This window comes from Aeromicrobium sp. 10G20-16 (assembly GCF_055809665.1).
On the sequence record NZ_CM147919.1, the window covers coordinates 887600 to 913121 of the forward strand.

Consider the following 25522-nt stretch of genomic DNA (forward strand, 5'->3'; position numbering starts at 1 on the left):
AGCAGGTCAACGCAGTCCGGTGTCGCGGCGCAGCGCCAGCTGGATGAGTCGTTCGACCAGCTCGGCGTAGGGGACGCCGGAGGCCTCCCAGAGCTTGGGAAACATCGAGAACGGCGTGAAGCCGGGCATCGTGTTGATCTCGTTGATGACCAGTCCGTCGTCGGTGAGGAAGAAGTCGACACGCGCGAGGCCCTCGGCACCGATGGCCTCGAAAGCCTGCACGGCATAGGTGCGGATCTGCTCCGAGACGGTCACGCTCACGTCAGCGGGGATCGCCGCGATGCTGGACCCGTCGAGGTACTTGGCCGAGAAGTCGTAGAACTCGTGGTCGGTGCCGGCGTCGACGGAGATCTCGCCCACGACGCTGGCCACGGGCACACCGTCCGGACCCTGGATGACACCGCACTCGACCTCACGCTTGTTGCGTGCTGCCGCCTCGACGATCACCTTGGGGTCGAGCTCCGAGGCCGTCGCGACCGCTGCGTCGAGCTGGTCCCATGCATCGACCATGACGACGCCGGAGCTGGACCCGGCGCGGGCGGGCTTGACGAAGACCGGTAGGCCCAGCCCCTTCACCCGCGCCTCCGCGCGGGCCCGGTCGTTCCTCCACTGCCACGGCATGATCGTGACGTGCGGCAGCTGCGGCAGGCCAGCGGCAGCGAAGACCGTCTTGGTGAAGGGCTTGTCCATCCCGACCGAGCTGGCCAGCACGCCGGCACCCACGTAGCGCACGTCAGCCATCTCCAGCAGCCCCTGGAGCGTCCCGTCCTCGCCCCACGGGCCGTGCAGGAGCGGGAACACGGCATCGACTCCACGCAGCTCCTCCCACGCGAACTCGGGCCGATCCGCGCGGACCTCCGGCAGCGTGCCGGGCGCGAGGTCGGACCAGTCGGCGGTCTCGCGCACCCACCGGCCGTCGCGGGTGATGCCGACCGGCCGCACGTCGTACCTGTCTCGATCGATGACCGCCAGGACCTCGCTCGCGGTGAGGCAGGAGACACCGTGCTCGCTGCTGCGGCCGCCGAAGACGACCAGCAGGATCGGTCGCTGCGCAGCATGTGTCATGGGGCTCATTGCACCGAACCATACCGGCGTGGGCACAATGTCCTATGCCCGGACGCGAGCTCTCACCCGCCACCATCGCCGTTGCCTCTGGACGCCCCCCGCGAGAACCCGGACAGCCTCTCAACTCCCCCATCACGATGGCCACCGCGCTGGTGCCCGGCGGCGATGCGGAGTACGCACGATTCGGCAACCCCACGTGGCACTCCTTCGAGCAGGTCCTGGGCGACCTCGAGGGTGGAAGGGCGCTCGCCTTCTCCTCCGGTGTGGCCGCCACCACCGCCGTCATCGACCTCGTCCCGCTCGGTGGGCACGTGGTGGCCGCCCGCGGTGCGTACGCCGGCACGCTGGACCTGCTGCACGAACGAGCCCGACGCGGTCACTTCGAGCTGGAGCTCGTCGACGTCGACAACACCCCGGAGACCGTCAACGCCGTCGAGGCGTCCGACCTGGCGTGGATCGAGACGCCCACCAACCCCGCACTGATGCTGGCCGACCTCGACGCGATCGGGCAGGCCGCGGACCGCTCGGGCGCGGCGATCGCGGTCGACAACACGTTCGCCACCCCGTTGCGGCAGCGCCCCCTCGAGCATGGCGCCGACTTCGTGGTGCACTCGGCCTCCAAGCTGTTGTCCGGCCACAGCGACGTGATTCTCGGCGCCGTCATCACCCACGACGAGCGGGTCCACGATGCCATCGCGCGGCGTCGCACGATGATGGGCGCGATCCCCGGAGCGCTGGAGACCTTCCTGGCCGCCCGCGGCATGCGCACCCTCCACGTGCGGCTCGACCGGGCCGAGACCAACGCCCAACAGATCCACGCACGGCTGTCGCAGCACCGGCACGTCGTGTACTCGCGCTACCCCGGGTTCGGCACGATCATCGCGTTCGAGGTCGCCGGAGGCGCCGACGCCGCCGACAAGCTCACCGGTCTGAGCGAGATCGTCGTGCACGCCACCAGCCTCGGCGGCGTCGAGTCGACGTGGGAACGCCGGCGCCGCCACGCCGCCGAGCCGGAGGCCGTCCCCGAGGGCCTGATCCGACTGTCCGTCGGCATCGAGGACGTCGAGGACCTCTGGATCGACATCGAGAACGGCCTCGACGCGCTCAGCTGAGCGCTAGACGGTCTCGGACTTGGCCTTGCGCGAGATCATCGCGTCGACCAGCTCGGTCGGCGTCATGGTGCCGTCGATGAGCGCGGCCACGTGCTCGACGATGGGCATCTCGACCCCGTGCATCTTGGCCAGCTCGCTGACCGATCGGCACGACTTCACGCCCTCGGCCACCTGGCGCGTCTCGCTGGTGACCTCCTCGAGCGTCATGCCGCTGCCCAGCTTCTCGCCGAACGTGCGGTTGCGCGACAACGGTGACGAGCAGGTGGCCACGAGGTCGCCCATGCCGGCCAGCCCCATGAAGGTGGCCGGATCGGCGCCGATCGCGACGCCGAGGCGCGCTCCCTCGGCGAGGCCGCGGGTGATGATGGAGGCCTTGGAGTTGTCGCCGTAGCCGAGGCCGACGGCGACCCCGACGGCCAGTCCGATGACGTTCTTGGTGGTGCCGGCCAGCTCGCAGCCGATGACGTCGGTGTTGGTGTAGGGCCGGAACGACGGGGTGTGGCACAGCTGCTGGACGCGTTCGGCCACGTGCTCGACCTCGCACGCCACGACGCTGGCGGCCGGCTCTCGCTGAGCGATCTCGCGCGCCAGGTTGGGTCCGGACACCACGGCGATGCGTTCGGGGCCGGCGCCGGTGAGGTCGGCGATGACCTCGCTCATGCGCATGTGGGTGCCGAGCTCGACACCCTTCATCAGGCTGACCATGACGGCGTGCTCGGGGATGTGCGCGGCCCAGCTCTCCAGGTTGCCGCGCAGCTGTTGACTGGGCACGGCCAGCACCACGAGCTCGGCATCCGCGAGAGCGGCCGCCGGGTCGGACGTGGCCGAGATGGCGGCCGGGAAGCTCGATGCCCGGCAGGTAGTCGAGGTTCTGGTGACGGGTGTTGATCGTCTCGCAGAGCTCCTCGCGCCGACCCCACATGCGCACGGTGTTGCCGGCGTCGGCCAGCACCAGCGCGAACGCGGTGCCCCACGATCCTGCTCCCATCACGGCGATCTGGGTCATGGCGAGTCCAACTCCTCGGTGTCGGTCTTCGGCGACGCCAGGGTGTGGACGTCGATGCGCGGCGTGGTCGGGCGGCCTCCTCGGTGCTCGGCCAGCATGGTGGTGAGCGTATCCATCAGCAGGTTCGTGGCCTCGTGGAGCACCGTCTCGGTGATCACGCGCCCGCGATAGGCCGACAGGTCGATGGGGTCGCCGACGTGCACGTGGATGGTCTTGCGCGGGAGCAGCCGGAGCCGCTTGGCGTACGGCCACAGGACGTCCTGCGCGCCGTCCTGCATCAGGGGGACGAGCGGCGTGCCGGTCATCAACGCGACCCGGACCGCGCCGGTGCGGCCCGACATCGGCCAGACCTCGGGGTCGCGGGTGATCGTGCCCTCGGGGTAGATGGTGACCACCCCGCCGGCCTCGACGGCCTCGGCGGCCGACCGCAGGGACTCGGCCGCGCCCGCGGTGCCGCGGTGCACCGGGATCTGCAGCGCCTTGGTGACGATCCAGCCGATGACCGGCACGTCGAACAGCGAGTCCTTGGCCAGGAACCGCGGCGAGATCCGGTGGTCGACCATCCAGTGCGAGATCAGGATCGGGTCGAGGTGGGAGACGTGGTTGGGAGCCAGCACGTAGCCGGTGCCCTGCGGGAGCCGATCGGCGCCGCGCCAGTCCCGTCTGGTCAGCACCATCAGCGGACCGCGCAGCAGCAGCACCACGACCCGCGTCATCCAGGGCAGGAAGGACCGCGAACGCATGATCGGCAGCCTACCGCCGACGACCGGTCCCGATCAGAGCGTGGCGGGCTTGAACGACGGCCGGGCCGCCTCGTAGGCGTCGATGTCGTCGCCGTGGCTCAGCGTGATGGCGACGTCGTCGAGGCCTTCCAGCAGGCGCCAACGGGTGTAGTCGTCGATCGTGAACGAGTCCTCGATCGCGTCGACGCCCTCGCCCGCCTTGACCGTGCGGCTCTCGAGGTCGATGGTGATCGACGCGCCCGGGTTCTCGTCGAGGAAGTCCCACAGGCGCTGCACGACCTTGTCGTCGACCTGTGCGGCCAGCAGACCGGCCTTGCCGGAGTTGCCGCGGAAGATGTCGCCGAAGCGCGGCGAGATGACGACCTTGAAGCCGTAGTTCTGCAGCGCCCACACGGCGTGCTCACGCGACGAGCCGGTGCCGAAGTCCGGCCCGGCCACCAGCACGGTGGCGTCCTTGAAGGCGTCCTGGTTCAGCACGAACGACGGATCGCTGCGCCACGCCGAGAACAGGCCCTCCTCGAAGCCGTCGCGGGTGACCTTCTTGAGCCACACGGCCGGGATGATCTGGTCGGTGTCGACGTTGCTGCGACGCAGCGGAGCGCCGACACCGGTGTGCGAGGTGAACTTCTCCATGACTAGCTGCCTGCCTTCGTGTGCTCGGCGAGATCTGCGGGCCCGGCCAGGTGGCCGAGGACGCCGGTGGCGACGGCCACGTCGGGCGAGACCAGGTGGGTGCGCCCGCCCTTGCCCTGGCGACCCTCGAAATTGCGGTTGGACGTGGACGCGCTGCGCTCACCCACCGCCAGCTGGTCGGGGTTCATGCCCAGGCACATCGAGCAGCCCGCGCCGCGCCACTCGGCGCCCGCTTCCTTGAAGATCGTGTCCAGACCCTCCTGCTCGGCCTGCAGTCGCACGCGCACCGATCCCGGGACCACCAGGATGCGGGTGTCGTCGGCCACGGTGTGGCCCTTGATGAGGTCGGCGGCGACCCGCAGGTCCTCGATGCGCCCGTTGGTGCACGAGCCGATGAACACCGTGTCGACCTTGATGTCCTTCATGGGCGTGCCGGCCTCGAGACCCATGTAGACGAGGGCGTTCTCGGCCGCGATGCGCTCGTTGTCGTCCTCGAACGAGGCCGGGTCCGGCACGTTGCCGGACAGCGGCACACCCTGCCCGGGGTTGGTGCCCCACGTGACGAACGGGGTGACCTGGCTGGCGTCGATGGTGACGACCTTGTCGAACTCGGCGTCGTCGTCGGTGACCAGGCTGTCCCAGTACGCCACCGCGGCGTCCCAGTCGGCGCCGGTCGGGGCGCTCGGGCGGCCCTTCAGGTACTCGTAGGTGGTCTGGTCCGGTGCGATCAGACCGGCCTTGGCGCCCCACTCGATCGACATGTTGCAGATCGTCATGCGCGCTTCCATGCTCAGCTTGCGGATGGCCTCGCCGCGGTACTCCACGATGTAGCCCTGTCCGCCGCCGGTGGTCTCCTGCGTGATGAGCGCGAGGATCAGGTCCTTGGCGGTGGAGCCGACGGGCAGCTCCCCGACGACCTCGACGGCCATCATCTTGGGACGCGCCTGCGACAACGACTGGGTGGCGAGCACGTGCTCGACCTCCGAGGTGCCGATGCCGAAGGCGATCGAGCCGAACGCGCCGTGGGTGGAGGTGTGCGAGTCGCCGCAGACGATGGTCATGCCCGGCTGCGTCAGTCCCAGCTGGGGGCCGACGACGTGCACGATGCCCTGGTCGATGTCGCCCATCGGGTGCAGGCGGACGCCGAACTCCTCGCAGTTGCGGCGCAGGGTCTCGACCTGGGTGCGCGACACGAGGTCGGCGATCGGCTTGTCGAGATCGGTCGTCGGAATGTTGTGATCCTCGGTGGCCAGCGTGAGATCTGGACGGCGCACGGTGCGTCCCGAGAGCCGCAGGCCGTCGAACGCCTGGGGGCTGGTGACCTCGTGGATCAGGTGGAGGTCGACGAACAACAGATCCGGTTCGCCGTCGTGGCTGCGGACGACGTGATCGTCCCAGACCTTCTCTGCCAGTGTCCTACCCATGCGCGCATCTCCTCGTCGTGTGCTGCCCGTGTCTGCACTGCCGTCGTGTCGATGCGAGTCATTTGCGTCTCAGCATTCGATACGGCAATATCAAGGCATGGACAACTCTAGCGGAGTCGGCGTTCTCGACAAAGCCGCCCTCGTGCTGGCCGCTCTCGAACCCGGACCGGCGACGCTGGCCGGGCTGGTCGCCAGCACCGGACTGGCCCGACCGACCGCACACCGCCTCGCTGTCGCCCTGGAGCACCACCGGCTGGTCGCCCGTGACATGCAGGGACGGTTCATCCTCGGCCCCCGGCTCGGCGAGCTGGCAGCCGCCGCCGGCGAGGATCGCCTGCTGGCCGCGGCAGGCCCTGTCCTGGCGCGCCTGCGCGACATCACCGGCGAGTCCGCCCAGCTGTTCCGGCGACAGGGCGACTTCCGGGTGTGCGTCGCAGCGGCCGACCGCCCGACTGGTCTGCGCGACTCGATCCCGGTCGGTGGCCAGCTGACGATGGCCGCCGGGTCGGCCGCCCAGGTGCTGCTGTCGTGGGAGGATCCCGATCGCATGAACAAGGGCCTGCTCAAGGCCACCTTCTCGGCGGCCGAGCTCTCCGCCGTGCGCAAGCGCGGCTGGGCCCAGAGCATCGGCGAGCGCGAGAACGGCGTCGGCTCGGTCTCGGCCCCCGTACGCTCGCCGTCCGGCAAGGTCGTGGCCGCCGTCTCGGTCTCCGGGCCGCTGGAGCGGCTGACCCGACAGCCCGGACGCATGCACGCACCGGCTGTGGTGGCGGCCGCCGAGCGGCTCAGCCAGAGCCTGCGGCGGTCAGGCTAGGGCGGCGAGCAGCTGGGCCTTGGTCAGTCGCGAGTAGCCGGTGACGTTGCGCGTCCTGGCCTCGGCGCGCAACCGGGCCACGGTCCACGTCGCGTCCGGCTCCGCTGACTCGGCGATGGCCGGGCCGCGACTGGTGACCTGGGGTGCGACGTCGGCGGCCCGGGTCTTCTTCAGCTCCTTGCGCACCTTCTTCTCGGCCTGCCGGACGGCCTTCTTCGCCTTCGCCTTCTGTCGATCGACCTTCGCCAGCAGCAAATCGCGCTCGGCCTCGAGCTTCTCGAGTCGCTTCGTGAGCTTCGTGACCTGCTGGGTCAGGTCATCGACGAGCGCGTCCTTCTTCGAACGGGTCGACTTGCCCGACTTCTTCGACTCGGACGTCTTCTTGGCCACGGATCCTCCTGGGGTCTGGTCGCGTCAGCATGCCGCACACGGATGAACAGAGGGTGACGCGCAGCCGGCTAGAACAGGCCAGGACTCTCCAGGTTCAGCAGAGTCTGCTTGCGTTGCAGGCCGCCGGCGTATCCGGTCAGCGTGCCGTTGGCGCCGATCACGCGATGGCACGGCACGACGATCGGGATCGGGTTGGAGCCGTTGGCCGATCCGACGGCGCGCGAGACGCTGTTGTCGTACCCCAGGCGACGCGCGATCTCACCGTAGGTGGCGGTCTCGCCGTACGGGATGCGCATCAGCTCGGACCACACCTTCTGCTGGAACTCCGAGCCGTCCCGGGCCAGCGGCAGGTCGAAGGTGGTCCGCTCCCCCGCGAAGTACTCGGTCAGCTGTTCCTCGGCCCGATCCAGCAGCGGGTCCTCGACCCGGGACCCAGCCGGACGGGCATCGAAGTTGATGGCGGTGACCAGCCCCGCCCACACACGGATGCGCAGGCCGCCGATCGGTGAGTCCATCCAACGTGAGGTCATGGGGTCATCCTTTCGAGCGCGCCGCTCGCGCGCCACAGGTGCATGCCGGCGTAGGAGCGCCAGGGGCTCCACCGGTCGGTCTGATCAGGAGTGATGCCGTGGCGATCGAGCTCGCGCCGCAGCACCAGGTCGGTGGACAGGAGCACGTCCGGGTGGGCCAGGGCCCGCATCACGACGTAGTCGGCGGTCCAGGGGCCGATCCCACGCATGGCCAGCAGCTGGGCCCGGGTGGCGTCGCGATCGACGCCGGGGTGCAGGTCCAACGCCCCGGTGGAGGTCGCGGCCGCCAGCGCGACCATCGTTGCCGCGCGCGAGCGCGGCATGCCCAGACTGGCCGGATCGGCCGCGGCCAGCGAGTCAGCAGTCGCGAACGCGTGGGTCAGTCCGTGGTCGGCGGCGAGGGCGAAGTCGACGGTGGTGCCGTGGATCGGGACCTGGCGGCCCAGCACCGTGTTGGCGCCGGCCACCGACACCTGCTGGCCCACGATCGTGCGCACGGCGACCTCGAAGCCGTCGACGTGGGACGGCACCCTCAGACCGGGCGTCTCGGCGACGAGTGGACCCAGCACCGGGTCGGCCGACAGCACGCCGTCGATCGCCACCGGGTCGGCGTCGAGGTCCAGCATGCGGCGGGCGCGACTGATCGCGACACCGGTGTCCCGGAAGTCGGCCAGCTCCAGCTCGGCGTCGACGCGGTCGCCATGCAGGGTCAGGGCCATGGCCCCGAGACCGTGCGGAAGTCGCAGGACCCGGGCGTAGGTACGCCCGCTCACCGACTCGACACCGGGCAGGACGTGGGCTGCGAGGAAGTCCAGCAGCGCGTCTGCGGCGAACGGCTGGCGGACCGCGAGTCGGACCGCGACCCGGCCGGTCGAGGTGCGACGGCCCCGACCGCGCATCTGGCTGGGGCTCAGGGCGTAGGTCCGGCGGATCGAGTCGTTGAACTGGCGGATGGAGGAGAAGCCTGAGGCGAAGGCGATGTCCGACATCGCCATCTCGGTGGTCTCGATCAGGATGCGGGCGGCCTGTGCCCGGCGGCTGCGCGCCAGGGCGAGCGGTCCCGCGCCCAGCTCGGCAGTGACCATGCGGTTGAGGTGGCGCGTGCTGTAGCCGAGCCGATGGGCCAGGCCGTCGACTCCTTCGCGCTCGACGACACCGTCGCCGATCAGCTGCATGGCGCGCCCCACGGCGTCGGCCCGTACGTTCCACTCCGGCGATCCGGGAGTCGTGTCGGGTCGGCACCGTCGGCATGCGCGATATCCGGCGTCCTCGGCCGAGGCAGCCGTGGCGTGGAACGAGACATTGTGGGATCTGGGGGTGACGGCCGGGCACGACGGCCGGCAGTAGATGCCGGTGGTGCGCACCGCGGTGTAGAACACGCCGTCGAACCGCGCATCGCGCGAGAGAACCGCGCGGTAGCAGTGGTCGTGATCGGTGTGCATGGGTCCATCATGCCGGTCGAGCACGACATCTACTGGCGGGAATCAGACATGGCCGTCGGCTCGGTCGCGCCGCTGTCGACGACGTCAGATGGCCGCGCAGATGAGGCCGACCATGACCGCCCCGACCACCGGGTATCCGGCGTTGATGACCCACAGCCGCAACGGCCTGACGTCGTAGAGCGCGTTCTGCCCCATCAGCGCCGCGATCGCGATGCCGACGGCCAGCCCCGCACCGACACCGGTCCCGACGTCGCCGTCACGGGTGAAGTACTCGATCACCGCGGCCAGCACGAATCCGATGACCACCGAGACCACCATCGTCGAGATCGGCGGAGTCTGGGGGGCTTCGTCCTCGCCGAAGGTGATGCCCATGTCCGCGGCCCACGGCTTGCGGAACAGCGCCGTGTACCAGAGCGCCCCGAGAGCGAAGAAGGCCAGACCACCGACGATGACTGCGAGAACGGAGAAGTCGTCCACGGTCAGGCCGCGTTCTTCAGTGCGTCGTTGAGGGTGTCGATGGCGCCACTGGACGGCGCGTTCTCCACACCGGTCCAGTCCGGTGATGGCAGGACCTGCTCGGTCGACGTGCCGTCCTGGACCGCGCGGATCGCTGAGACGATCTCGTCGATGTTGTTGGGGACGGCGCGCTGGCAGGCCGTGAGCTCGGACTCCAGCCGCAATGTCAGGCGCGGCTTGCCGGCGGCGACCGCGTCGGCGGTGGTGCCGGACTCGACGGTGCTGTCGGCCAGGTCGGGGACGTTGCCGCACACGTGGTAGACCCCGCCCCCTGCTGACCAGTACACCGTGTCGGAACCGAGCAGCTGGACGACCGCCTGCTTCTCGGCGGTGTACTTCTCGACCGAGCTGGGGTTGAAGTCGATGCCGATGACCGAGGCGACCAGGGCGACGACGATCGCGACGGCACCCGCGACGCCCTTCTGCGTCTTGTCCATGTCCTTGTTCAGGAAGATCAGGATGATGATCGGCAAGAAGGCGATGATCGGGATGAAGGCGCCCAGCTGGTTCTGGACGAAGAAGCGCACCGTGTCCTTGCGCGACGCCGGATCGAGGGTGTTGGCGCGCTTCCACAGGATCGAGCCGATCGCGACGGCGATGCCGTCCAGGACCAGCAGGACGATCAGCACGACGAACGCCCAGGTCGGGAAGCCGTTGGTGACCTCGAGCACGCCCCGGTCGTTGACCGCCGCCTTCTCGGACTGGATCGAGTCGTTGAGCAGCAGCCCGAAGATGCCGACCAGCTCGATGACGATGCCGAGGACCCACAGCGACACCGCGATGATGCGCAGCTTCTTGGCCTTCGCCCTCGACTCCGGCGACGCCTTCCAGGTGCCCTCGTCGTCGAGGGCTCCTCCGGTGGAACCCGTGTCCTTGCTGGCCATGACGTCTCCTCGACTCGGCGGATCGCCGATCATGGTAGCGGCTGTCGACGTCGCAGAGCGCCGGGAAATTGCCCCAAGCCCCCCGGAGTGCCTCACACTGTCGTCTCGACACCACCCCTGACCGAGATGAGAGCCTGAATGCCACCTGCAGAACCCCAGCCGCCCGTCCCCTTCGAGGTGCACCCGTCCGGCGCCCTCCTGCATGGCACGAAGGCCGATCTCGACCTCGGCGACCTGCTGGTGCCGGGCCGCGAGTCCAACTTCGAGGCCGGCCGCACCATGAACCACGTCTACGTCACCGAGACGCTGGACGCCGCCGCCTGGGGCGCCGAGCTCGCCCACGGCGAGGGTCCCGGCCGCATCTACGTGGTCGAGGCCACCGGCGAGCTCGAGGACGACCCGAACGTGACGGACCAGAAGTTCCCGGGCAATCCCACCCGCTCGTACCGGTCGACCGAGCCGGTGCGGATCGTCGGCGAGCTGCAGGACTGGGTCGGACACACCCCCGAGCAGCAGCAGGCCATGCGCGACGGGCTCGCCGAGCTGAGGCGGCAGGGACGAGCGGTGATCCACGACTGACGGAGACGCAGGAACCCCCGCTCTCGAAAGAGCGGGGGTTCTTCGTGCATCTGTAGCCCCGACGGGATTCGAACCCGCGCTACCGCCTTGAGAGGGCGGCGTGCTAGGCCGCTACACAACGGGGCCCTAGCTGGTCCGACGACTAGCCACGACTAGTCAGACGACCGGTGAGAACACTACCAAACCGCGGGTGTTCCCATCGCTGGGGTACCAGGACTCGAACCTAGAATGGCGGTACCAGAAACCGCTGTGTTGCCAATTACACCATACCCCAGTGGCTGCGGGACGAGCCCGAACCGAGGTCTCACTCTACCCGACCGGCGCCGTCGTTCCCAAACCGGCCACGACCGCGCGAGTCAGGCCAGAACAGCGTCGAGGCGCGCCATCGTGCGTGCGTGGCCCAGCAGCTCCAACGACTCGAACAACGGCGGCGAGATGCGGCTGCCGGTCACCGCGACACGGACCGGCCCGAAGGCCAGCCGTGGTTTCAGTCCGAGGCCGTCGATCAAGGACGTGCGCAGCGCCCCCTCGATGCTCGCCGTGGTCCACTCGATCGTGTTGGCCACCTGCAGCGCCTCACGGGCGGCGCGGACGACCTCGAGGCCGGCCTCGTCGAGGTTCTTGGCCCGGTCCGCCTCGTCGATCACGAAGTCGTCGTCGGTCACGAACAGGAAGCGCAGCATGTCCACCGCCTCGGTGAGCAGGTTGATGCGCTCGTGCACCAGCGGCGTGGCCGCAGCCAGCGCGGCCAGCTGGTCGGCCGACGGTTCCGCGTCGATCAGACCGGCACCCTGGAAGAACGGGACCAGCCGCGCCTGCAGGTCGTCGACGTCGAGGAGCCGGATGTGGTCGGCGTTGATCGCCTCGCACTTCTTCAGGTCGAACCGTGCCGGGTTCGGGTTGACCCGCCCGATCTCGAAGGCCTCGACCATCTCGGCGATGCTGAAGACGTCTCGGTCGTCGGCGATCGACCATCCCAGCAGTGCCATGTAGTTGAGCAGGCCCTCCGGAAGGAAGCCCTTGGGCTGGTAGTCCAGCAGGTTCGACTCCGGGTCGCGCTTGGACAGCTTGGTGTTGCCGTTGCCCATGACGAACGGCAGGTGACCGAACTCGGGAGTGAACCCACCCCCGACACCGATCTCGGCGAACGCCTCGTAGAGCGCGATCTGACGCGGCGTGGAGCTGAGCAGGTCCTCCCCGCGCAGCACGTGGGTGATGCCCATGAGCGCGTCGTCGGTGGGGTTGGTCAGCGTGTACAACGGCTGGCCGTTGGCGCGCACGATCACGAAGTCCTGCACGTTCTCGGCACCGAAGGTGATGTCGCCGCGGACGAGATCGGTGAACGTCCAGTCCTTGGCCGGCATCTTGAACCGGATGACGGGCTCGCGGCCCTCGGCCTCGAACGCTGCCTGCTGCTCCGGCGTGAGGTCGCGGTGCAGTCCGTCGTACCCCGACGGCCTGCCGGCGGCGCGGGCGGCGTTGCGGCGCTCCTCCAGCTCCTCGGCGGTGTCGTAGGCCTTGTACGCGTGGCCCGCCTCGACGAGGCGCCGTGCGACGTCGGCGTAGATGTCCATCCGCTCGCTCTGCCGGTACGGGCCGTTCGGGCCGCCGACCTCGACGCCCTCGTCCCAGTCCAGCCCCAGCCAGCGCATGACGTCGATGAGCAGCTGGTAGGACTCCTCGGAGTCACGAGACGCATCCGTGTCCTCGACGCGAAACACGAAGGTGCCGCCGTGATGGCGAGCGAAGGCCCAGCTGAACAGGGCCGTGCGGGCCATCCCCACGTGCGGGTTGCCCGTGGGCGACGGGCAGAAGCGCGCGACCACGGGGCGTGTGGGTTCAGTCATCGAGGCTCACCACCTGGTTGGTCAGGGTGCCGAGACCCTCGATGGTCACGCTCACCGAGTCGCCGACCTCCATGGGGCCGACGCCGTCGGGCGTGCCGGTGAGGATCACGTCTCCGGGCAGCAGGGTCATGAAAGACGTCACGTACGCGATGATCTCGGGCACGGAGAAGACCATGTCGGACGTGCGGCCGTCCTGCTTGACGTCGTCGTCGCCGAGCCGGGTGGTGACCCGTACGTCGGCGACGTCGAGGTCGGTCTCGATCCACGGCCCGAGGGGGCAGAAGGTGTCGAATCCCTTGGCCCGGGCCCACTGACCGTCGCTGGCCTGCAGGTCGCGCGCCGTGACGTCGTTGCCGACCGTGTAGCCGAAGATCACCTTGGCGGCGTCGTCGACCGACACGTCCCTGCAGATGCGGCCGATGACGACGGCGAGCTCACCCTCGAAGTGCACGTTGCTGCTCTGCGCGGGGTAGAAGATCGGCTCGCCCGGCCCGATCACCGAGGTGTTCGGCTTGAGGAAGATCAGCGGCTCGGTGGGCACCTCACCGCCCATCTCCGCGGCGTGCTTGGCGTAGTTCTTGCCGACACCGACCACCTTGCTGCGTGGGATGACCGGAGCCAGCAGGCGCACGTCGGCCAGCGGCGTCTTCTGCCCGGTGAGCTCGATGCCCGCGTACAACGGGTCGCCCTTCAGGTGCGCGATCGTCTCGACCCCGTTGTCGCTTCCGATGACACCGAACTGGGGGTCGTCCTCACCCGCAAATCTCGCGATACGCATAGGACGCCACCCTATCGGCCCGGCGCCTAGGGTGAGACCGTGAGCCCGCCGCACGATCGCCAGCCGCAGATCGTCAGGGACGGGACCGGCTACCTGCTCCGGGTCGGCGGGGCCGACCAGTCCTTCGTGGACCTCGAGGACCCCACCCGCCTCGAGTTCGACTACGTGCAGCGCATGGCCGACGTCATCGACCTGCTGGGTGAACCGGGTGCACCCCTGCGATTCGTGCACGTCGGCGGTGCCGGACTGACCCTGCCCCGCTACGTGACGCACACGCGACCGACGTCGGCTCAGATCGTCCTCGAGCCGGCCGAGGACATCACGGCGCTCGTGCGCGAGCAGCTGCCCCTGCCCCGCCGCAGCGGCATCAAGGTCCGACCGGTCGACGGCGCCGAGGGCATCGCCGCGATCGCCGACGACCGAGCCGACGTGATCGTGCTGGATGCGTTCGACGGCGCGCAGGTTCCTGCACACCTGGTGACGGCCGAGTTCTTCACCGACGTCGCGCGGGTGCTGGCGCCCGACGGGGCCCTGCTCGTCAACCTCGGCGACACCGCACCGTTCGCGTGGTCACGGCGGGTCCTGGCCGGGCTGGGCGCGGCACTGCCCCGACTGATGGTCAGTGCCGAACCGGCAACGCTCAAGGGCCGCCGGTTCGGCAACCTGCTCGTCGTGGCGTCGCGTGGCTCGGTGCCCAGCGTCGAGCTGCGCCGCCGCACGGCCGGGTCACCGTTCCCCTACACCGTCCTCGGACCGGCTGAGGTCGCGTCACGCCTCGCGGGCGGGCAGCCCTTCACCGCCGAGGACGCCGAACCGTCCCCGCTGCCCCCGCACGGGCGAACGGCCTTCTGACGCCCGCCTGGTCCCGACTCACCCGTGGGCGACGAAGTCCTTCTGTCGGATCAGCACGAAGCACAGACCGGCCACCACGAACGAGATCACCGCGGCGATCAGCAGGATGTGGTTCAGGGCGTCCACGACGCCCGAGGTGCCGACCCGGGTGACCAGGTCGAACGCCTGCTGACCGGCTGCGGATCCACCGTTGCGCTCGGCCGCCTGCTGGGCCCCGGTGGCAGCGGCGTTGACCTGCCCTCCCGACAACGCGGAGGTGAGTCCGCCGAGCGCCTGGTCCGGCACCTTGCCCTCGAGCGCCGGCCGCACGGCCGTGGCCACCTGACGGCTGAAGATCGAGCCGAGCGCGGCGATGCCCGTGGCGATGCCCACCTGCCGGAAGGTCGAGTTCGCACCACTGGCCATGCCGGAGCGCGCCGTCTCGACCACCCCCACTGCCGTCGACGCGAGCGGCGGGTTGATCATGCCGACGGCCACACCGGACACGAGCAGGCCCGGGATGAGGTGCGTCCACGACGAGTCGGTCTGGATCCCGGTGAGCAGCAGCAGGCCCACGCCGAGCACCACGAATCCTGGCGCGATCAGCCACTTGACCGGAACCTTCTCGGTCAGTCGCCCAGCCGCGACAGCGGCGAAGAACGACGCGCCCGAGAGGAACAGGAAGCGCACGCCGGTCTGGATCGCGGAGTAGTCGAGCACGTTCTGCACGTAGATGACCAGGTACGCCAGCAGCGAGAAGATCGACACCGAGACCCCGAAGGCGGCGATCAGGCCGCCCGTGAACGTCGGCTTGCGCAGCAGTCCCAGGTCGAACATCGGGTCGGACTGCTTGACCTGGCTGATCACGAAGGCCACGAGCAGCACGGCCGAGGCGATGAGCGAGGTGGTGACGATCTGGTCGCCCCAGCTGCGCTGACCCGCCTCGATCAGGCCGAACACGAGAGCGGCGAGCGCTGCACTGAAGGTGAGGAACCCGATCCAGTCCGGCCGCCCGGCCCGCGGGTCGTGCGACTCGGGAACCTTGACGGCGGCGACCGCGAGCGCCACCAGGCAGATCGGGATGTTCACGAAGAAGATCCAGCGCCACGACAGGCCGCTGGTCAACGCTCCACCGAGCACGGGGCCGATCGCGACGGCGACGCCCGTGGTGGCGCCGAACGCCCCGAACGCCACACCTCGGTCCCGCCCCCGGTACGCGCTGGCCAGCAGCGCCAGCGCGGTCGCGAACATCGCTGCGCCACCGATGCCCTGCGCGGCTCGGGAGATGCACAAGAACACCACGTCCTGGGCAGCGCCGCACGCGATCGAGCCGAGGGTGAAGACGACCAGCCCGATCATGAACACCCGTCGGCGGCCGTAGAGATCGGCCAGCGAACCCGCGGTGAGCAGGAGCGCAGCCAGGCTCAGCGCGTAGGCGTCGATGACCCACTGCAGGTCCGACAGCGACGCGTTCAGCTCGGTCTGGATGTCCGGGAGCGCGACGTTCACGATGGTGATGTCGAGCAGCAGCATGAAGACGCCGGTGCAGACGGCGACGAGGGTCCACCACTTCGATCCCCCGGCCTGCTCGTCGGCGACGTGGGGATGGGCTTCGGCAGCATGACTCATGGGGCCTCCGGCGATCGAGATATCGTCAACTACTTAACGATTACCTGAGGTACGATACTCGTCGATCGACAATCGTCAACTCATGAATGATTCGCGAAGGGATGAACAGTGGGTGAAGCGCAGCACCACCACCTGGTCCCCGAGCTCGGCCGATCGCCGGGACACCTGTTCTGGCGCGCTGCGGCGCGGGTCACCAGTGCCCTGGGCGAGGTGCTGCCGACCGGCGTCGACATCCATGCCTACGCCGCACTGCTCGCCCTCGCCGGGGGCGCGACGCGATCACAGCAGGAGATCGCCGAGATGGTCAGCGTCAGCCGCACGACCATGACGCGCGTGGCCGGGGACCTGGCCGACCAGGGTCTGGTGCAGCGCGTGCGCAACCCGCAGGACCGTCGTTCGTACGCCCTCACCCGCACCCCGGAGGGCGCGGCGGCAGCGCGCCGGTGGCGCCGCCACGCCGAGGACGTCGAGGAGGTCGTCACCGCCGGCTTCACGCTCGCCGAGCGCCAGGACCTGCAGCTGAGCCTGCTGCGTCTGGCCGATCCCACCCTTCCCGAGGCGACTCCCGAGCCGCTGCGCGACAGCATCCCGTTCCTGATCACCCGCATCCACGCCTCGATGCACGCCACCTTCCTCGACCTGCTCGCACCTCTGGGCATCGAGCCGCGCCACTTCGGCTCCCTGATCGGGCTCGCGTCGGCGGGACCGATCTCCCAGGCTGCGCTGGCCCGCCTGCTGGGGGTGAGCGACCCGATGATCGTCCAGATCGTCGACGATCTCGAGCACCGCGGCCTGCTCGAACGGCGCCGGCTCGCGACCGACCGACGCACCCAGATGCTGCACCTGACCGATGCGGCCGGTCCCGTGATCGATCAGGCCCGCTCCCTGGCGCACACGAAGAGCGACGACCTGCTCGCGGAGATGACGCCGACCGATCGAGACCGCATGCTCAACCTCCTGCGCCGCCTGATCACGGCGTCGTGACGAGGCGCGCGAGCACGACACGCTCGCGGTGGGTGCCCGGGCGCTCCGGGTCCTCGATCGACTCCCGCAGGGCCTCGGTCCAACCGTCGATCGGGTCGACGGACTCACCCACCACGAACAGCAGCCCCGCCGCAGCGACCTGATCGACCGCTGGCGCCACGTCGACAGCCACGACCAGGTCGAAGCGCCGGTGCCACGGGGCGGGCAGCGAGGAAGGGTCCGCGACGACGTGGTGCACGTGGGCGGCCACCTCGGCCTGCGCGGCGGCGGCGTCGTCGGCGTGCAGCACGAACACCTCGTAGCCGAGCGTCGCCAGGTGGATGCCCTCAGCCGTCGCACCGCCCAGCACCAGCGCCAGCAGCCCCGCACCATCGACCCCGGCGCTGGTGGTCCAGTCGGTGAGCAGGCGGCGGGGATTCTCAGGCCGAGCCATAGCGACGATTCCTCTCGGCGTAGGTCTCGATGGCGGCCCAGAGGGCCCGACGATCGACGTCGGGCCAGGCGATGTCGCTGAAGACCATCTCGGCGTACGCCGACTGCCACGGCAGGAAGTTGCTGGTGCGCTGCTCACCCGACGTGCGCCAGAACAGGTCGACGTCGGCCATGTCGGGCTCGTCGAGGTAGCGCGCGAAGACCTTCTCGGTGACCTTGTCCGGATCGAGCCGGCCGTCGGCGACGTCGTGGGCCAATGCTCGTGCCGCGTCGGCGATCTCGGCCCGGCCGCCGTAGTTGACGCACATGGTGAGCGTCAGGACGGTGTTGTCGCGGGTGAGCTCCTCGGCGGCCTCCAGCTCGCGGATCACCGAGCGCCACAGCCGCGGGCGCCGGCCGGCCCAGCGCACCCGCACCCCGAGCTCGTGCATCTGGTCACGCCGCCGTCGGATGACGTCGCGGTTGAAGCCCATCAGGAAGCGGACCTCGTCGGGCGAGCGCTTCCAGTTCTCGGTGCTGAAGGCGTACGCCGAGACCGCCGTGCAGCCGATCTCGATGGCACCTTCGACGACGTCGAACAGGGCGGCCTCCCCCATCTCATGACCTGCCGTTCGGGGCAGTCCGCGCTGCTTGGCCCATCGGCCGTTGCCGTCCATGACGATGGCGACGTGACCGGGGACCTGGTCGCGCGGCAGCGCAGGCGGCGTGGCGCCCGACGGGTGCGGCGTCGGAGGGCGCGGGGTGGGAGCGGTCATCGGTCCACGTGCGTCAGCGACCGCAGACCGCGCTCGAGGTGCCACGACAGGTAGGCCGCGACGATGGAGCCGGCTTCACGACGCGAACGGTCGTCGGCCAGCTGCACGGCGGGCCAGTCCCCGGCCAGCAGGGCGGCGAGCAGCGTGACGGTCATGGGTGTGGGAACGGCCGACCCGGGCATGCGGTCGTCGTCGCAGAGCATGCCACCCGACGCCGCGTGGAAGTGCCGGTGCGGGCCGGCGACGCCGCACCGTGCGCAGGCGTCGAAGGTCGGGGCGTAGCCCGCGATGGACAGGGCCCGCAGCTGGTACGAGTCCAGGAGGATGCTGGGCGACTGGCGACGCTCGGCCAGCGCCCGCAACGCCCCCACGAGCAGCTGCAGCTGCTGGACGGCCGGCTCGCCGTCCTCCTGCACCAGTCGTTCGGCGGTCTCGAGCATCGCGGTTCCCGCGGTGTAGGCCGGGTAGTCGGAGCCGAGGTCCTTGGCGAAGGCGTCGATGGTCTCGACCTGGGTGATGATGTCGAGCGACCGCCCCTCGGCGAGGAGCAGCTGCACGTGCATGAACGGCTCGAGCCGTGCGCCGAACCGCGACGAGGTCTTGCGAACCCCCTTGGCCACCGCCCGGACCAGCCCGCGATCACGGGTGAGCACGGTGATGATGCGATCGGCCTCGCCGAGCTTGTGCACCCGGAGCACGACTCCGGACTCGCGATACAGGCTCACCGCTCCATTGTGCCCGCCGGTCAGCCCGGAATGGTGATCGCCACGGCACGGTTCGCGGCGGACACGACTGCCAGCAGCGACGCCTTCACGATGTTGGTGTCGATGCCGACACCCCACACGATCTCGCCGGCGATGTCGCACTCCACGTAGGCGGCAGCCTTCGCGTCGCCGCCGGTGGAGAGAGCGTGCTCGCTGTAGTCGAGCACCCGGATCTCCGCGCCCGCCTGCCGCATCCCGTCGACGAAGGCGTCGACCGGACCGTTGCCCTCGCCGGTGAACGAGCGGTCCGCTCCGCGCACCACGAGGTCGACGACCTGCTGGTCGCGTCCCTCGATCGACGTGGTGGAGCTGAACGAGGTGAGCGCGTACGGCGCGGATCGCTGCAGGTACTCGCGTCCGAAGGCAGCCCAGATCTCGGCCGGCTCGATCTCGCCCGCCTCGCCCTCGGTCAGGCCCTGCACGATCTGGCTGAACTCGATCTGCAGCCGCCGTGGCAGGTCCAGCTGGTGGTCGTTCTTGAGGATGTAGGCCACGCCGCCCTTGCCGGACTGGCTGTTGACCCGAATGACCGCCTCGTAGGACCGACCCACGTCCTTCGGGTCGATGGGCAGGTAGGGGACGGCCCAGGTCTGCTCGTCGACCGGGACACCCGCGGCCGCCGCGTCGATCGCCAGGTGCTCGAAGCCCTTCTTGATGGCGTCCTGGTGCGAGCCGCTGAACGCGGTGTAGACCAGGTCACCGCCGTACGGGTGCCGCTCGGGCACGGGCAGCTCGTTGCAGTACTCGACGGTGCGGCGGATCTCGTCGATGTCGTGGAAGTCGATCTGCGGGTCGACGCCCTGGCTGAACATGTTCAGGCCCAGCGTGACCAGGCAGACGTTGCCGGTGCGCTCGCCGTTGCCGAACAGGCAGCCCTCGATGCGGTCGGCGCCGGCCATGTACCCCAGCTCGGCCGCCGCGACGCCCGTGCCGCGGTCGTTGTGCGGGTGCAGCGACAGCACGATGCTGTCGCGGCGCGGCAGGTTGCGGTGCATCCACTCGATCGAGTCGGCGTACACGTTGGGCACCGCCATCTCGACGGTCGCCGGCAGGTTGATGATCAGCGGCCAGTCCGGCGTGGGGTCGATGACGTCGATGACCCGGCTGCAGATCTCCAGCGCGAAGTCCAGCTCGGTGCCGGTGTACGACTCCGGCGAGTACTCGTAGGAGATCGCGGTGTCGGGCACGTGGATCTCGGCGTACTTCATGCACAGCCGGGCACCCTGGGTGGCGATGTCGACGATCCCGTCGCGGTCCATCCCGAACACGACCCGGCGCTGCAGGGTGGACGTGGAGTTGTAGAAGTGGACGATCGCCTGCTTGGCGCCCACCAACGACTCGAAGGTGCGGTCGATCAGCGGCTCACGACACTGCGTCAGCACCTGGATGACGACGTCGTCGGGGATGTGGCCGCCCTCGATCAGCAGCCGCACGAAGTCGAAGTCGGTCTGGCTGGCGCTCGGGAAGCCGACCTCGATCTCCTTGTACCCCATGCGCACCAGCAGCTGGAACATCGCCAGCTTGCGCGGCGTGGTCATGGGGTCGATCAGGGCCTGGTTGCCGTCACGGAGGTCGACGGCGCACCAGCGCGGAGCCTGGGTGATGGTGGCGTCGGGCCAGGTGCGGTCGGGCAGCGCGACGGGAACGAAGGGCGCGTAGCGGCCGATCGGCATGCCGCTGGGCTGCTGGGGCGTGGAAGCGTACGTGTGCATCGGGTGATCCTCGGGGTTCGTCTGGGTCCATGTGCGAAGAAGCATGGTGGCCGGATCATGACGAACTCCGCGCCGAGGGGTCCGACCGTGCTAGTGGACCTCGACGCGGCAACGAAGGAGCAGCGTGCGCTTCTGCATGATGTGCCTAGGCTAGCAGCATGGCTGACCACTCGACCCGAGGCGCGTACGTGACCGACGGCAAGACGTTCGATCGCGACATGAACTACATCCCGGACCGGATCGTCCTGCCGGACACCGAGATCGGTGAGGACACCCCTCGCTGGCCGGTCGAGAAGGACCGGTACCGCCTCGTCGTGGCCAAGGCCTGCCCGTGGGCCAACCGCGCGATCATCGTGCGCCGCCTCCTCGGCCTCGAGGACGCCTTCTCCATCGGCTACTGCGGTCCCACCCACGACAAGCGCAGCTGGACGTTCGACCTCGATCCCGGCGGAGTCGACCCGGTCCTGGGCATCGAGCGCCTGCAGCAGGCCTACTTCGCGCGATACCCGGACTACCCGCGCGGCATCACGGTGCCGGCCATGGTGGACGTCGCCAGCGGGGAGGTCGTCACCAACGACTTCCCGTGGATCACCCACGACTTCTCCACCGAGTGGACCGCGTTCCACCGCGACGGGGCTCCCGACCTGTGGCCGGCCGACGTTCGCGAGGAGATGGAGGAGGTCATGCAGCGGGTGTTCACCGAGGTGAACAACGGCGTGTACCGCTGCGGCTTCGCCGGATCGCAGGAGTCCTACGAGGACGCCTACGACCGCCTCTGGACCGCGATGGACTGGCTCGAGGAGCGGCTGACCGACCGCCGCTTCCTGATGGGCGACACCATCACCGAGGCCGACGTGCGCCTGTTCACCACCCTGGCCCGCTTCGACGCGGTCTACCACGGCCACTTCAAGTGCAACCGCAACAAGCTGACCGAGATGCCGGCACTGTGGGGCTACGCCCGCGACCTGTTCCAGACACCGGGCTTCGGCGACACGATCGACTTCGAGCAGATCAAGCGGCACTACTACTACGTGCACGAGGACCTGAACCCGACGCAGATCGTGCCGGTCGGCCCCGACACGTCCGGCTGGGCCACACCGCACGGCCGCGAGGCGCTAGGCGGCCGCCCGTTCGGAGACGGCACTCCCCCGCCCCCGCCGATGCAGGCCTGAGGCCGCCCGGCTCGTCAGCCCGGGGCGGGCTCGGGGGCCGGAGCCGAGGCGAAGGAGCGCGGACTCAGCGAGCGTGGCAGGAGGGCAGCGCGCAGACGCGTGCGCCGCGAGGCGCCCGCGGACAACGACGTGACCACCAGTCGGGCGTCCGTGGCCGCCTGGTCCGACGACACCGGGCTGCTGGAGTAGCGGTCGCGCTCGACGACCTCGAGCAGCCGGTCGAGCGCCGCCTCGTCCAGTCCGGTGCGCCCGCGCAACCGGGTCGCGAAGCCTCGCGGGGTGTCCGACGGCGACGTGGCGATGTCGAGATCGCGCGCGGAGTCCTCGACCTCACGCCACGCCGGGTCTGCCGAGTGCGCCGCCGCTCGCAGCCGCCACCAGCGGCGTGTGCGACGCACCAGCCCCGGTGCCAGCACGATCACCAGCATCACGACGAGCACGGCCGCCGCTGACCGCGGCGCCGTGGACTGCTCGTCGGACGTGTCGGTGACCGGCACCGCGCCCTCGTCGGCGCGCGGCGTCTGGCCGCTCTCCTCGGGAGTGTTCTGCGGGGTCTCCTCCGGGGTCGTGCTGCCCGTGCTGGGTGCCGTCGGCTCGACGAAGGACGTGCTCTCGCCGATGCCCGGGGTGGGATCGAACTTCACCCAGCCGACGCCGGCGAAGTACAGCTCGGTCCACGCGTGCAGGTCGCTGGACTGCACCGTGTACGTGCGGCGGCCGTCCACCAGCGCACCGGGGGCACCGGGCGCGTAGCCGACCGCGATGCGCGACGGGATGTCGAGCGTGCGTGCCATGACAGCCATCGCCGAGGAGAAGTGGACGCAGTACCCCGCCTTGCGCTGCAGGAACTCCGCGATCACCGACAGGCCGTTGCCGTCGTAGTCCTCGGCGACCGGGGCGGTCTCGGAGTACTGGAAGTCGCCCGAGCGCAGGTACCTCTGCAGCGCCAGGGCGCGGTCGTAGTTGTTCGTCGCCTCACGCGTGACCTCGCGGGCGGTGTCGGTGATGATCTGCGGAGTCCGGCCGAGCTCGGTGTACCGGGCGATGTCGGGGGCGACCCGCGGGTTCACCGCGCGCAGCTGATCGGCGGTGGGCTGCACGTCGAGGCTCTGCGCCGTGTAGGTCTGACCGCGCGCGTCTGCCCCCGTGGTCTCGACGGTCAGGCCGTTGCGCTCGACGCGATAGCCGCCCTCGAGCCCGCGGATGTTGATCGTCGGGTAGGGCACCGGCAGCAGGTCGCTGCGCAGCTGGCGGATCGAGATGCGGGTGGACTTGCGGGTGGTCTCGATCTCGTCGGACACCGCCAGCGCACCCTCGAACCGGCCGTTGTTGAAGTCGTCGGACGGCTTCCAGGTCTTGCCCGTGAAGTCCGGCAGGGTCGCGACCTTGAGGTACGGCGGATCATCCAGGGTGGTCGTGTAGGTCAGGACGGTGACCGGCGTGTTGCGCCGCAGGTTGGTGCCGAGCTCGACGATCGGGTTGATGCCGCGCCCGAACACCTGCGGCGGCGGGTTGCCCCACGACGAGGCCACCGACGCGATGTCCGGGGACACCACGGGGAACACGAGCGCCGCCGCGAGACCGCCCGCGCCGAGCACGATCGCGGGCGTCTGACGGACCGTCCCCGACGCGCCCGAGACGGCGGTGCGACCGCGCAGCAGCACCAGCCACAAGAGGGCGGCGGGCAGGAACAGCCAGACCGACGGTGACGTGCCCGTGATCAGGCTCGGCGTGATGTACACGGCCAGCAGGAGGGCACCGGCCAGCGACACGCCACGGCGCAGTCGCATCAGCAGGTCCAGGACGATCACCAGCGCGCCGAACGAGGCCGCGATGACCAGGACGATCGACGACGACGGTGCGACCGGCGCCTGCTCCTGGGCGATGATCGGTCCGGCGCGGACGATCAGGTCGCGGAAACCGCCCACGGTGGCGCCCGTGGGCACGATCACCAGCAACGTGGCGGGAACGAACACCCACGAGAGCACGATCAGCTCGGCGACCAGGGCGATCGGCGTGACGGTGCGTCGCAGGCCGACCAGGCGCAAGGTGATCGTGGCGGTCGACACGAGCAGCACCACCAGGGCGGCGCTGATGTACCAGTCGACGCCGTCGATGACGGTGCGGAACCCCATCAGCAACACGAGCAGCGCAGCCGTGGCCACGACCATCTCCGGCCAGCCACCGCGGACACGGGTCCGGCTGACCGGCCGCGCCGCCGGTTCAGCCCGCAGCATGGGTCCTCGCTCGGTCGAGGTCGCTCCACGTCTCGGGGATGTCGGACTGCGGCGTGTAGGTGACGACGTGCCAACCGGCCGCACCCAGCACCTCGAGAGCCGAGGCGCGGGTGCTGGCCGCCACCATCGCGTGGACCGCGCCGGCTGCTGCCAGCTCGCGAGTCCACTGGCGCGCACGATCGACCTCGAGTCGACCACCGATCACGAAGGTCGCCCGCTCGGTGGGGAGCCGCCACCGATCACGCTCGGCGGGCTCGCACTGCGCCAGGGCGACCATGACGTCGCGGACCGACTCGTGCCCCTCCGACAGCTCCGCGGCGACCGACCCGTCCGGCGAACCGACCGCGACGACGAATCCGGCGCGGGCCAGGTGGCTGACCACCGAGGCGCCGGCCGAGACGGCCCACTCGAGGCTCGGCGAGTGGTGCCACGACCCCGACCGGTCTCGATCGGTGCCGTGCGAGACGGCGTCGAGGTCGACCAGCACCGCCGCCCGCGGGTTCATCTGCTGCTCCTCCTGACGCACCATCAGCTCGCCTCGGCGTGCGGTCGCCTTCCAGTGCAGCCGCTTGAGGGCATCGCCGGGCATGTAGGTGCGGGCGATGATGTCGTCCTCGCCGAGCCCGACCTGCTGCGGTGCCGGACGGGTGGCCCCGTCCTCGTCCGAGCCGCTGGGCCGGATCGCCGGCAGGTCGTAGCGGCGGGGCAGCACGGTGAGTGCGTGTGCGTCGCCCACGTCTCGATGGCGCTCGACCAGCCCGAACGGATCGGTCACACGTATCCCGACCGGGCCGATCCGGTGCAGGCCGCGGGTCGACGACGAGACCGTGTAGCTGGTCGAGACCACCGAGTCCGGCGCCCTGGCCGGACCGAGGGCAGGCAGGACTCCGGAGGCCTCCCCGGCCACCACGTACGGCAGGTGGTCGCTCCAGGACGCCTCCGGGCACGGGACCGACGACGAGTTGGTGACGACGAGCCGGGCCCGGACCGACCGGCCGGGATCGACGATCTGCGGGGAGATGGTGCGCTCGACCCGGACCCGGGAGTGCCCCGTCGCGACGAACGCTGCCGCGAGCAGCACCAGGCCGAGCAGCAGTCCGGTGGCGTACAGCAGGGCCGGGGCGGACAGGATCGGTGCCAGCAGGAACGTGACGACGCCGCCGATGAGGAATCCGGTGCCACGACGCGTCAGCGCGAACGACCGCGCCGCGGCACGAGCTCGTCCGACGGGTGTGGTCATCTT

25 protein-coding genes, 2 tRNA genes and 1 pseudogene are annotated in these 25522 nt (G+C 69.9%); 6 read left to right on the forward strand and 22 right to left on the reverse strand.

Annotated features, from left to right (window positions below; all coding sequences use genetic code 11):
• Positions 1–6: 6 nt before the first annotated feature.
• Positions 7–1065 (reverse strand): D-alanine--D-alanine ligase family protein, encoded by a 1059-nt coding sequence (locus tag AC0L5F_RS04450; protein WP_473316144.1) that lies wholly within the window; start codon positions 1063–1065, stop codon positions 7–9.
• Between the two features lie 137 nt (positions 1066–1202).
• On the opposite strand from AC0L5F_RS04450, the gene AC0L5F_RS04455 reads away from it, so the two are divergent.
• Positions 1203–2177 (forward strand): trans-sulfuration enzyme family protein, encoded by a 975-nt coding sequence (locus AC0L5F_RS04455; RefSeq protein ID WP_473315416.1) that lies wholly within the window; start codon positions 1203–1205, stop codon positions 2175–2177.
• Positions 2178–2180: 3 nt separating this feature from the next.
• Here AC0L5F_RS04455 and AC0L5F_RS04460 read toward each other — a convergent pair whose 3' ends face one another.
• The 5 genes and pseudogenes from AC0L5F_RS04460 to leuC all read right to left on the reverse strand — a co-directional run bounded on the left by AC0L5F_RS04460 (position 2181) and on the right by leuC (position 5983).
• Positions 2181–3008, reverse strand: coding sequence for an NAD(P)H-dependent glycerol-3-phosphate dehydrogenase (locus tag AC0L5F_RS04460; RefSeq protein ID WP_473316145.1), 828 nt, complete (start codon positions 3006–3008; stop codon positions 2181–2183).
• A 67-nt stretch (positions 3009–3075) separates the two neighbouring features.
• Positions 3076–3183, reverse strand: a pseudogene (locus AC0L5F_RS04465) (2-dehydropantoate 2-reductase N-terminal domain-containing protein); the annotation flags it as partial.
• Positions 3180–3926 (reverse strand): lysophospholipid acyltransferase family protein, encoded by a 747-nt coding sequence (locus AC0L5F_RS04470; protein ID WP_473315417.1) that lies wholly within the window; start codon positions 3924–3926, stop codon positions 3180–3182. The pseudogene AC0L5F_RS04465 and the gene AC0L5F_RS04470, both read right to left, overlap by 4 nt.
• Before the next feature lie 33 nt (positions 3927–3959).
• Complete coding sequence (leuD, locus tag AC0L5F_RS04475; protein WP_473315418.1) at positions 3960–4559, reverse strand: 3-isopropylmalate dehydratase small subunit; 600 nt, start codon at positions 4557–4559, stop codon at positions 3960–3962.
• A gap of 2 nt (positions 4560–4561) precedes the next feature.
• The gene (gene leuC / locus AC0L5F_RS04480; RefSeq protein ID WP_473315419.1) at positions 4562–5983 is read right to left on the reverse strand and encodes a 3-isopropylmalate dehydratase large subunit; all 1422 of its coding nucleotides are present in this window, start codon (positions 5981–5983) and stop codon (positions 4562–4564) included.
• A 97-nt stretch (positions 5984–6080) separates the two neighbouring features.
• Between leuC and AC0L5F_RS04485 the strand changes: the two genes are divergently transcribed.
• The gene (locus tag AC0L5F_RS04485) at positions 6081–6797 is read left to right on the forward strand and encodes an IclR family transcriptional regulator (protein ID WP_473315421.1); all 717 of its coding nucleotides are present in this window, start codon (positions 6081–6083) and stop codon (positions 6795–6797) included.
• Here AC0L5F_RS04485 and AC0L5F_RS04490 read toward each other — a convergent pair.
• From AC0L5F_RS04490 to AC0L5F_RS04510, 5 genes are all read right to left on the reverse strand, one after another.
• Positions 6789–7187 carry a hypothetical protein gene (locus AC0L5F_RS04490; protein WP_473315422.1) on the reverse strand — a complete coding sequence of 133 codons (399 nt, stop codon included), beginning with the start codon at positions 7185–7187 and terminating at the stop codon, positions 6789–6791. The two genes, AC0L5F_RS04485 and AC0L5F_RS04490, sit on opposite strands and share 9 nt — an antisense overlap.
• A 68-nt stretch (positions 7188–7255) precedes the next feature.
• Entirely contained in the window at positions 7256–7717 is a 462-nt protein-coding gene (locus tag AC0L5F_RS04495; RefSeq protein ID WP_473315424.1) for a methylated-DNA--[protein]-cysteine S-methyltransferase, read from the reverse strand.
• Positions 7714–9159, reverse strand: coding sequence for a DNA-3-methyladenine glycosylase 2 family protein (locus AC0L5F_RS04500; RefSeq protein WP_473315426.1), 1446 nt, complete (start codon positions 9157–9159; stop codon positions 7714–7716). The genes AC0L5F_RS04495 and AC0L5F_RS04500 overlap by 4 nt, the downstream gene beginning before the upstream one ends.
• An 84-nt stretch (positions 9160–9243) precedes the next feature.
• Complete coding sequence (locus AC0L5F_RS04505) at positions 9244–9636, reverse strand: DUF1761 domain-containing protein (RefSeq protein WP_473315428.1); 393 nt, start codon at positions 9634–9636, stop codon at positions 9244–9246.
• A 2-nt stretch (positions 9637–9638) separates the two neighbouring features.
• Entirely contained in the window at positions 9639–10559 is a 921-nt protein-coding gene (locus AC0L5F_RS04510) for a hypothetical protein (protein WP_473315430.1), read from the reverse strand.
• Positions 10560–10697: 138 nt separating this feature from the next.
• Here AC0L5F_RS04510 and arr point away from each other — a divergent pair, with 138 nt between their 5' ends.
• On the forward strand, positions 10698–11138 hold the full coding sequence (gene arr, locus AC0L5F_RS04515) for an NAD(+)--rifampin ADP-ribosyltransferase (protein WP_473315431.1): 441 nt from the start codon (positions 10698–10700) through the stop codon (positions 11136–11138).
• 53 nt (positions 11139–11191) lie between these two features.
• On the opposite strand, the gene AC0L5F_RS04520 is transcribed toward arr, so the two are convergent.
• The 4 genes from AC0L5F_RS04520 to AC0L5F_RS04535 form a co-directional block, all read right to left on the reverse strand.
• Positions 11192–11264, reverse strand: a tRNA-Glu gene (locus AC0L5F_RS04520).
• Positions 11265–11340: 76 nt separating this feature from the next.
• A tRNA-Gln gene (locus tag AC0L5F_RS04525) sits at positions 11341–11412 on the reverse strand.
• An 82-nt stretch (positions 11413–11494) separates the two neighbouring features.
• Positions 11495–12985: a glutamate--tRNA ligase gene (gene gltX, locus AC0L5F_RS04530; RefSeq protein ID WP_473315433.1), complete on the reverse strand. Its 1491-nt coding sequence runs from the start codon at positions 12983–12985 to the stop codon at positions 11495–11497.
• The gene (locus AC0L5F_RS04535; RefSeq protein WP_473315435.1) at positions 12978–13763 is read right to left on the reverse strand and encodes a fumarylacetoacetate hydrolase family protein; all 786 of its coding nucleotides are present in this window, start codon (positions 13761–13763) and stop codon (positions 12978–12980) included. Before AC0L5F_RS04535 ends, gltX begins: the two co-directional genes overlap by 8 nt.
• Positions 13764–13802: 39 nt before the next feature.
• Here AC0L5F_RS04535 and AC0L5F_RS04540 point away from each other — a divergent pair, with 39 nt between their 5' ends.
• Positions 13803–14615, forward strand: a complete 813-nt coding sequence (locus AC0L5F_RS04540; protein ID WP_473315437.1) for a spermidine synthase — start codon at positions 13803–13805, stop codon at positions 14613–14615.
• Between the two features lie 18 nt (positions 14616–14633).
• Here AC0L5F_RS04540 and AC0L5F_RS04545 read toward each other — a convergent pair whose 3' ends face one another.
• Positions 14634–16223 carry an MFS transporter gene (locus tag AC0L5F_RS04545; protein ID WP_473315438.1) on the reverse strand — a complete coding sequence of 530 codons (1590 nt, stop codon included), beginning with the start codon at positions 16221–16223 and terminating at the stop codon, positions 14634–14636.
• Between the two features lie 108 nt (positions 16224–16331).
• Between AC0L5F_RS04545 and AC0L5F_RS04550 the strand changes: the two genes are divergently transcribed.
• Positions 16332–17207 carry a MarR family winged helix-turn-helix transcriptional regulator gene (locus tag AC0L5F_RS04550; RefSeq protein WP_473315440.1) on the forward strand — a complete coding sequence of 292 codons (876 nt, stop codon included), beginning with the start codon at positions 16332–16334 and terminating at the stop codon, positions 17205–17207.
• Here the strand turns inward: AC0L5F_RS04550 and AC0L5F_RS04555 are convergent.
• The 4 genes from AC0L5F_RS04555 to leuA are packed head-to-tail and all read right to left on the reverse strand — an operon-like array spanning position 17194 to position 20870.
• Complete coding sequence (locus AC0L5F_RS04555; RefSeq protein WP_473315441.1) at positions 17194–17640, reverse strand: hypothetical protein; 447 nt, start codon at positions 17638–17640, stop codon at positions 17194–17196. The genes AC0L5F_RS04550 and AC0L5F_RS04555 overlap by 14 nt on opposite strands.
• The gene (locus AC0L5F_RS04560; protein ID WP_473315442.1) at positions 17627–18394 is read right to left on the reverse strand and encodes an isoprenyl transferase; all 768 of its coding nucleotides are present in this window, start codon (positions 18392–18394) and stop codon (positions 17627–17629) included. The genes AC0L5F_RS04555 and AC0L5F_RS04560 overlap by 14 nt, the downstream gene beginning before the upstream one ends.
• Complete coding sequence (gene recO / locus AC0L5F_RS04565; protein WP_473315443.1) at positions 18391–19119, reverse strand: DNA repair protein RecO; 729 nt, start codon at positions 19117–19119, stop codon at positions 18391–18393. The genes AC0L5F_RS04560 and recO overlap by 4 nt, the downstream gene beginning before the upstream one ends.
• Positions 19120–19139: 20 nt before the next feature.
• Entirely contained in the window at positions 19140–20870 is a 1731-nt protein-coding gene (gene leuA, locus AC0L5F_RS04570; RefSeq protein WP_473315444.1) for a 2-isopropylmalate synthase, read from the reverse strand.
• A gap of 158 nt (positions 20871–21028) precedes the next feature.
• Between leuA and AC0L5F_RS04575 the strand changes: the two genes are divergently transcribed.
• Positions 21029–22042 (forward strand): glutathione S-transferase family protein, encoded by a 1014-nt coding sequence (locus tag AC0L5F_RS04575; protein WP_473315445.1) that lies wholly within the window; start codon positions 21029–21031, stop codon positions 22040–22042.
• Between the two features lie 14 nt (positions 22043–22056).
• Here the strand turns inward: AC0L5F_RS04575 and AC0L5F_RS04580 are convergent, their stop codons facing one another.
• On the reverse strand, positions 22057–24279 hold the full coding sequence (locus tag AC0L5F_RS04580) for a transglutaminase TgpA family protein (protein WP_473315446.1): 2223 nt from the start codon (positions 24277–24279) through the stop codon (positions 22057–22059).
• A complete protein-coding gene (locus AC0L5F_RS04585) occupies positions 24266–25519 on the reverse strand; it encodes a DUF58 domain-containing protein (RefSeq protein WP_473315448.1) in 1254 nt (417 codons plus the stop codon). The genes AC0L5F_RS04580 and AC0L5F_RS04585 overlap by 14 nt, the downstream gene beginning before the upstream one ends.
• Positions 25520–25522: the final 3 nt, after the last annotated feature.

What these genes read in the sequence shown, in the direction of transcription:
- AC0L5F_RS04485 (WP_473315421.1), top strand. Translation starts at nt 6,081, where the DNA reads ATGGACAACTCTAGCGGAGTCGGCGTTCTCGACAAAGCCGCCCTCGTG.
- AC0L5F_RS04455 (WP_473315416.1), top strand. Translation starts at nt 1,203, where the DNA reads ATGGCCACCGCGCTGGTGCCCGGCGGCGATGCGGAGTACGCACGATTC.
- AC0L5F_RS04555 (WP_473315441.1), bottom strand. Translation starts at nt 17,640, where the DNA reads ATGGCTCGGCCTGAGAATCCCCGCCGCCTGCTCACCGACTGGACCACC.
- leuC (WP_473315419.1), bottom strand. Translation starts at nt 5,983, where the DNA reads ATGGGTAGGACACTGGCAGAGAAGGTCTGGGACGATCACGTCGTCCGC.
- AC0L5F_RS04575 (WP_473315445.1), top strand. Translation starts at nt 21,029, where the DNA reads ATGGCTGACCACTCGACCCGAGGCGCGTACGTGACCGACGGCAAGACG.
- AC0L5F_RS04580 (WP_473315446.1), bottom strand. Translation starts at nt 24,279, where the DNA reads ATGCTGCGGGCTGAACCGGCGGCGCGGCCGGTCAGCCGGACCCGTGTC.
- arr (WP_473315431.1), top strand. Translation starts at nt 10,698, where the DNA reads ATGCCACCTGCAGAACCCCAGCCGCCCGTCCCCTTCGAGGTGCACCCG.
- leuA (WP_473315444.1), bottom strand. Translation starts at nt 20,870, where the DNA reads ATGCACACGTACGCTTCCACGCCCCAGCAGCCCAGCGGCATGCCGATC.
- AC0L5F_RS04535 (WP_473315435.1), bottom strand. Translation starts at nt 13,763, where the DNA reads ATGCGTATCGCGAGATTTGCGGGTGAGGACGACCCCCAGTTCGGTGTC.
- gltX (WP_473315433.1), bottom strand. Translation starts at nt 12,985, where the DNA reads ATGACTGAACCCACACGCCCCGTGGTCGCGCGCTTCTGCCCGTCGCCC.
- AC0L5F_RS04495 (WP_473315424.1), bottom strand. Translation starts at nt 7,717, where the DNA reads ATGACCTCACGTTGGATGGACTCACCGATCGGCGGCCTGCGCATCCGT.
- AC0L5F_RS04500 (WP_473315426.1), bottom strand. Translation starts at nt 9,159, where the DNA reads ATGCACACCGATCACGACCACTGCTACCGCGCGGTTCTCTCGCGCGAT.
- AC0L5F_RS04470 (WP_473315417.1), bottom strand. Translation starts at nt 3,926, where the DNA reads ATGCGTTCGCGGTCCTTCCTGCCCTGGATGACGCGGGTCGTGGTGCTG.
- AC0L5F_RS04510 (WP_473315430.1), bottom strand. Translation starts at nt 10,559, where the DNA reads ATGGCCAGCAAGGACACGGGTTCCACCGGAGGAGCCCTCGACGACGAG.
- AC0L5F_RS04545 (WP_473315438.1), bottom strand. Translation starts at nt 16,223, where the DNA reads ATGAGTCATGCTGCCGAAGCCCATCCCCACGTCGCCGACGAGCAGGCC.
- AC0L5F_RS04560 (WP_473315442.1), bottom strand. Translation starts at nt 18,394, where the DNA reads ATGACCGCTCCCACCCCGCGCCCTCCGACGCCGCACCCGTCGGGCGCC.
- AC0L5F_RS04585 (WP_473315448.1), bottom strand. Translation starts at nt 25,519, where the DNA reads ATGACCACACCCGTCGGACGAGCTCGTGCCGCGGCGCGGTCGTTCGCG.
- AC0L5F_RS04450 (WP_473316144.1), bottom strand. Translation starts at nt 1,065, where the DNA reads ATGACACATGCTGCGCAGCGACCGATCCTGCTGGTCGTCTTCGGCGGC.
- leuD (WP_473315418.1), bottom strand. Translation starts at nt 4,559, where the DNA reads ATGGAGAAGTTCACCTCGCACACCGGTGTCGGCGCTCCGCTGCGTCGC.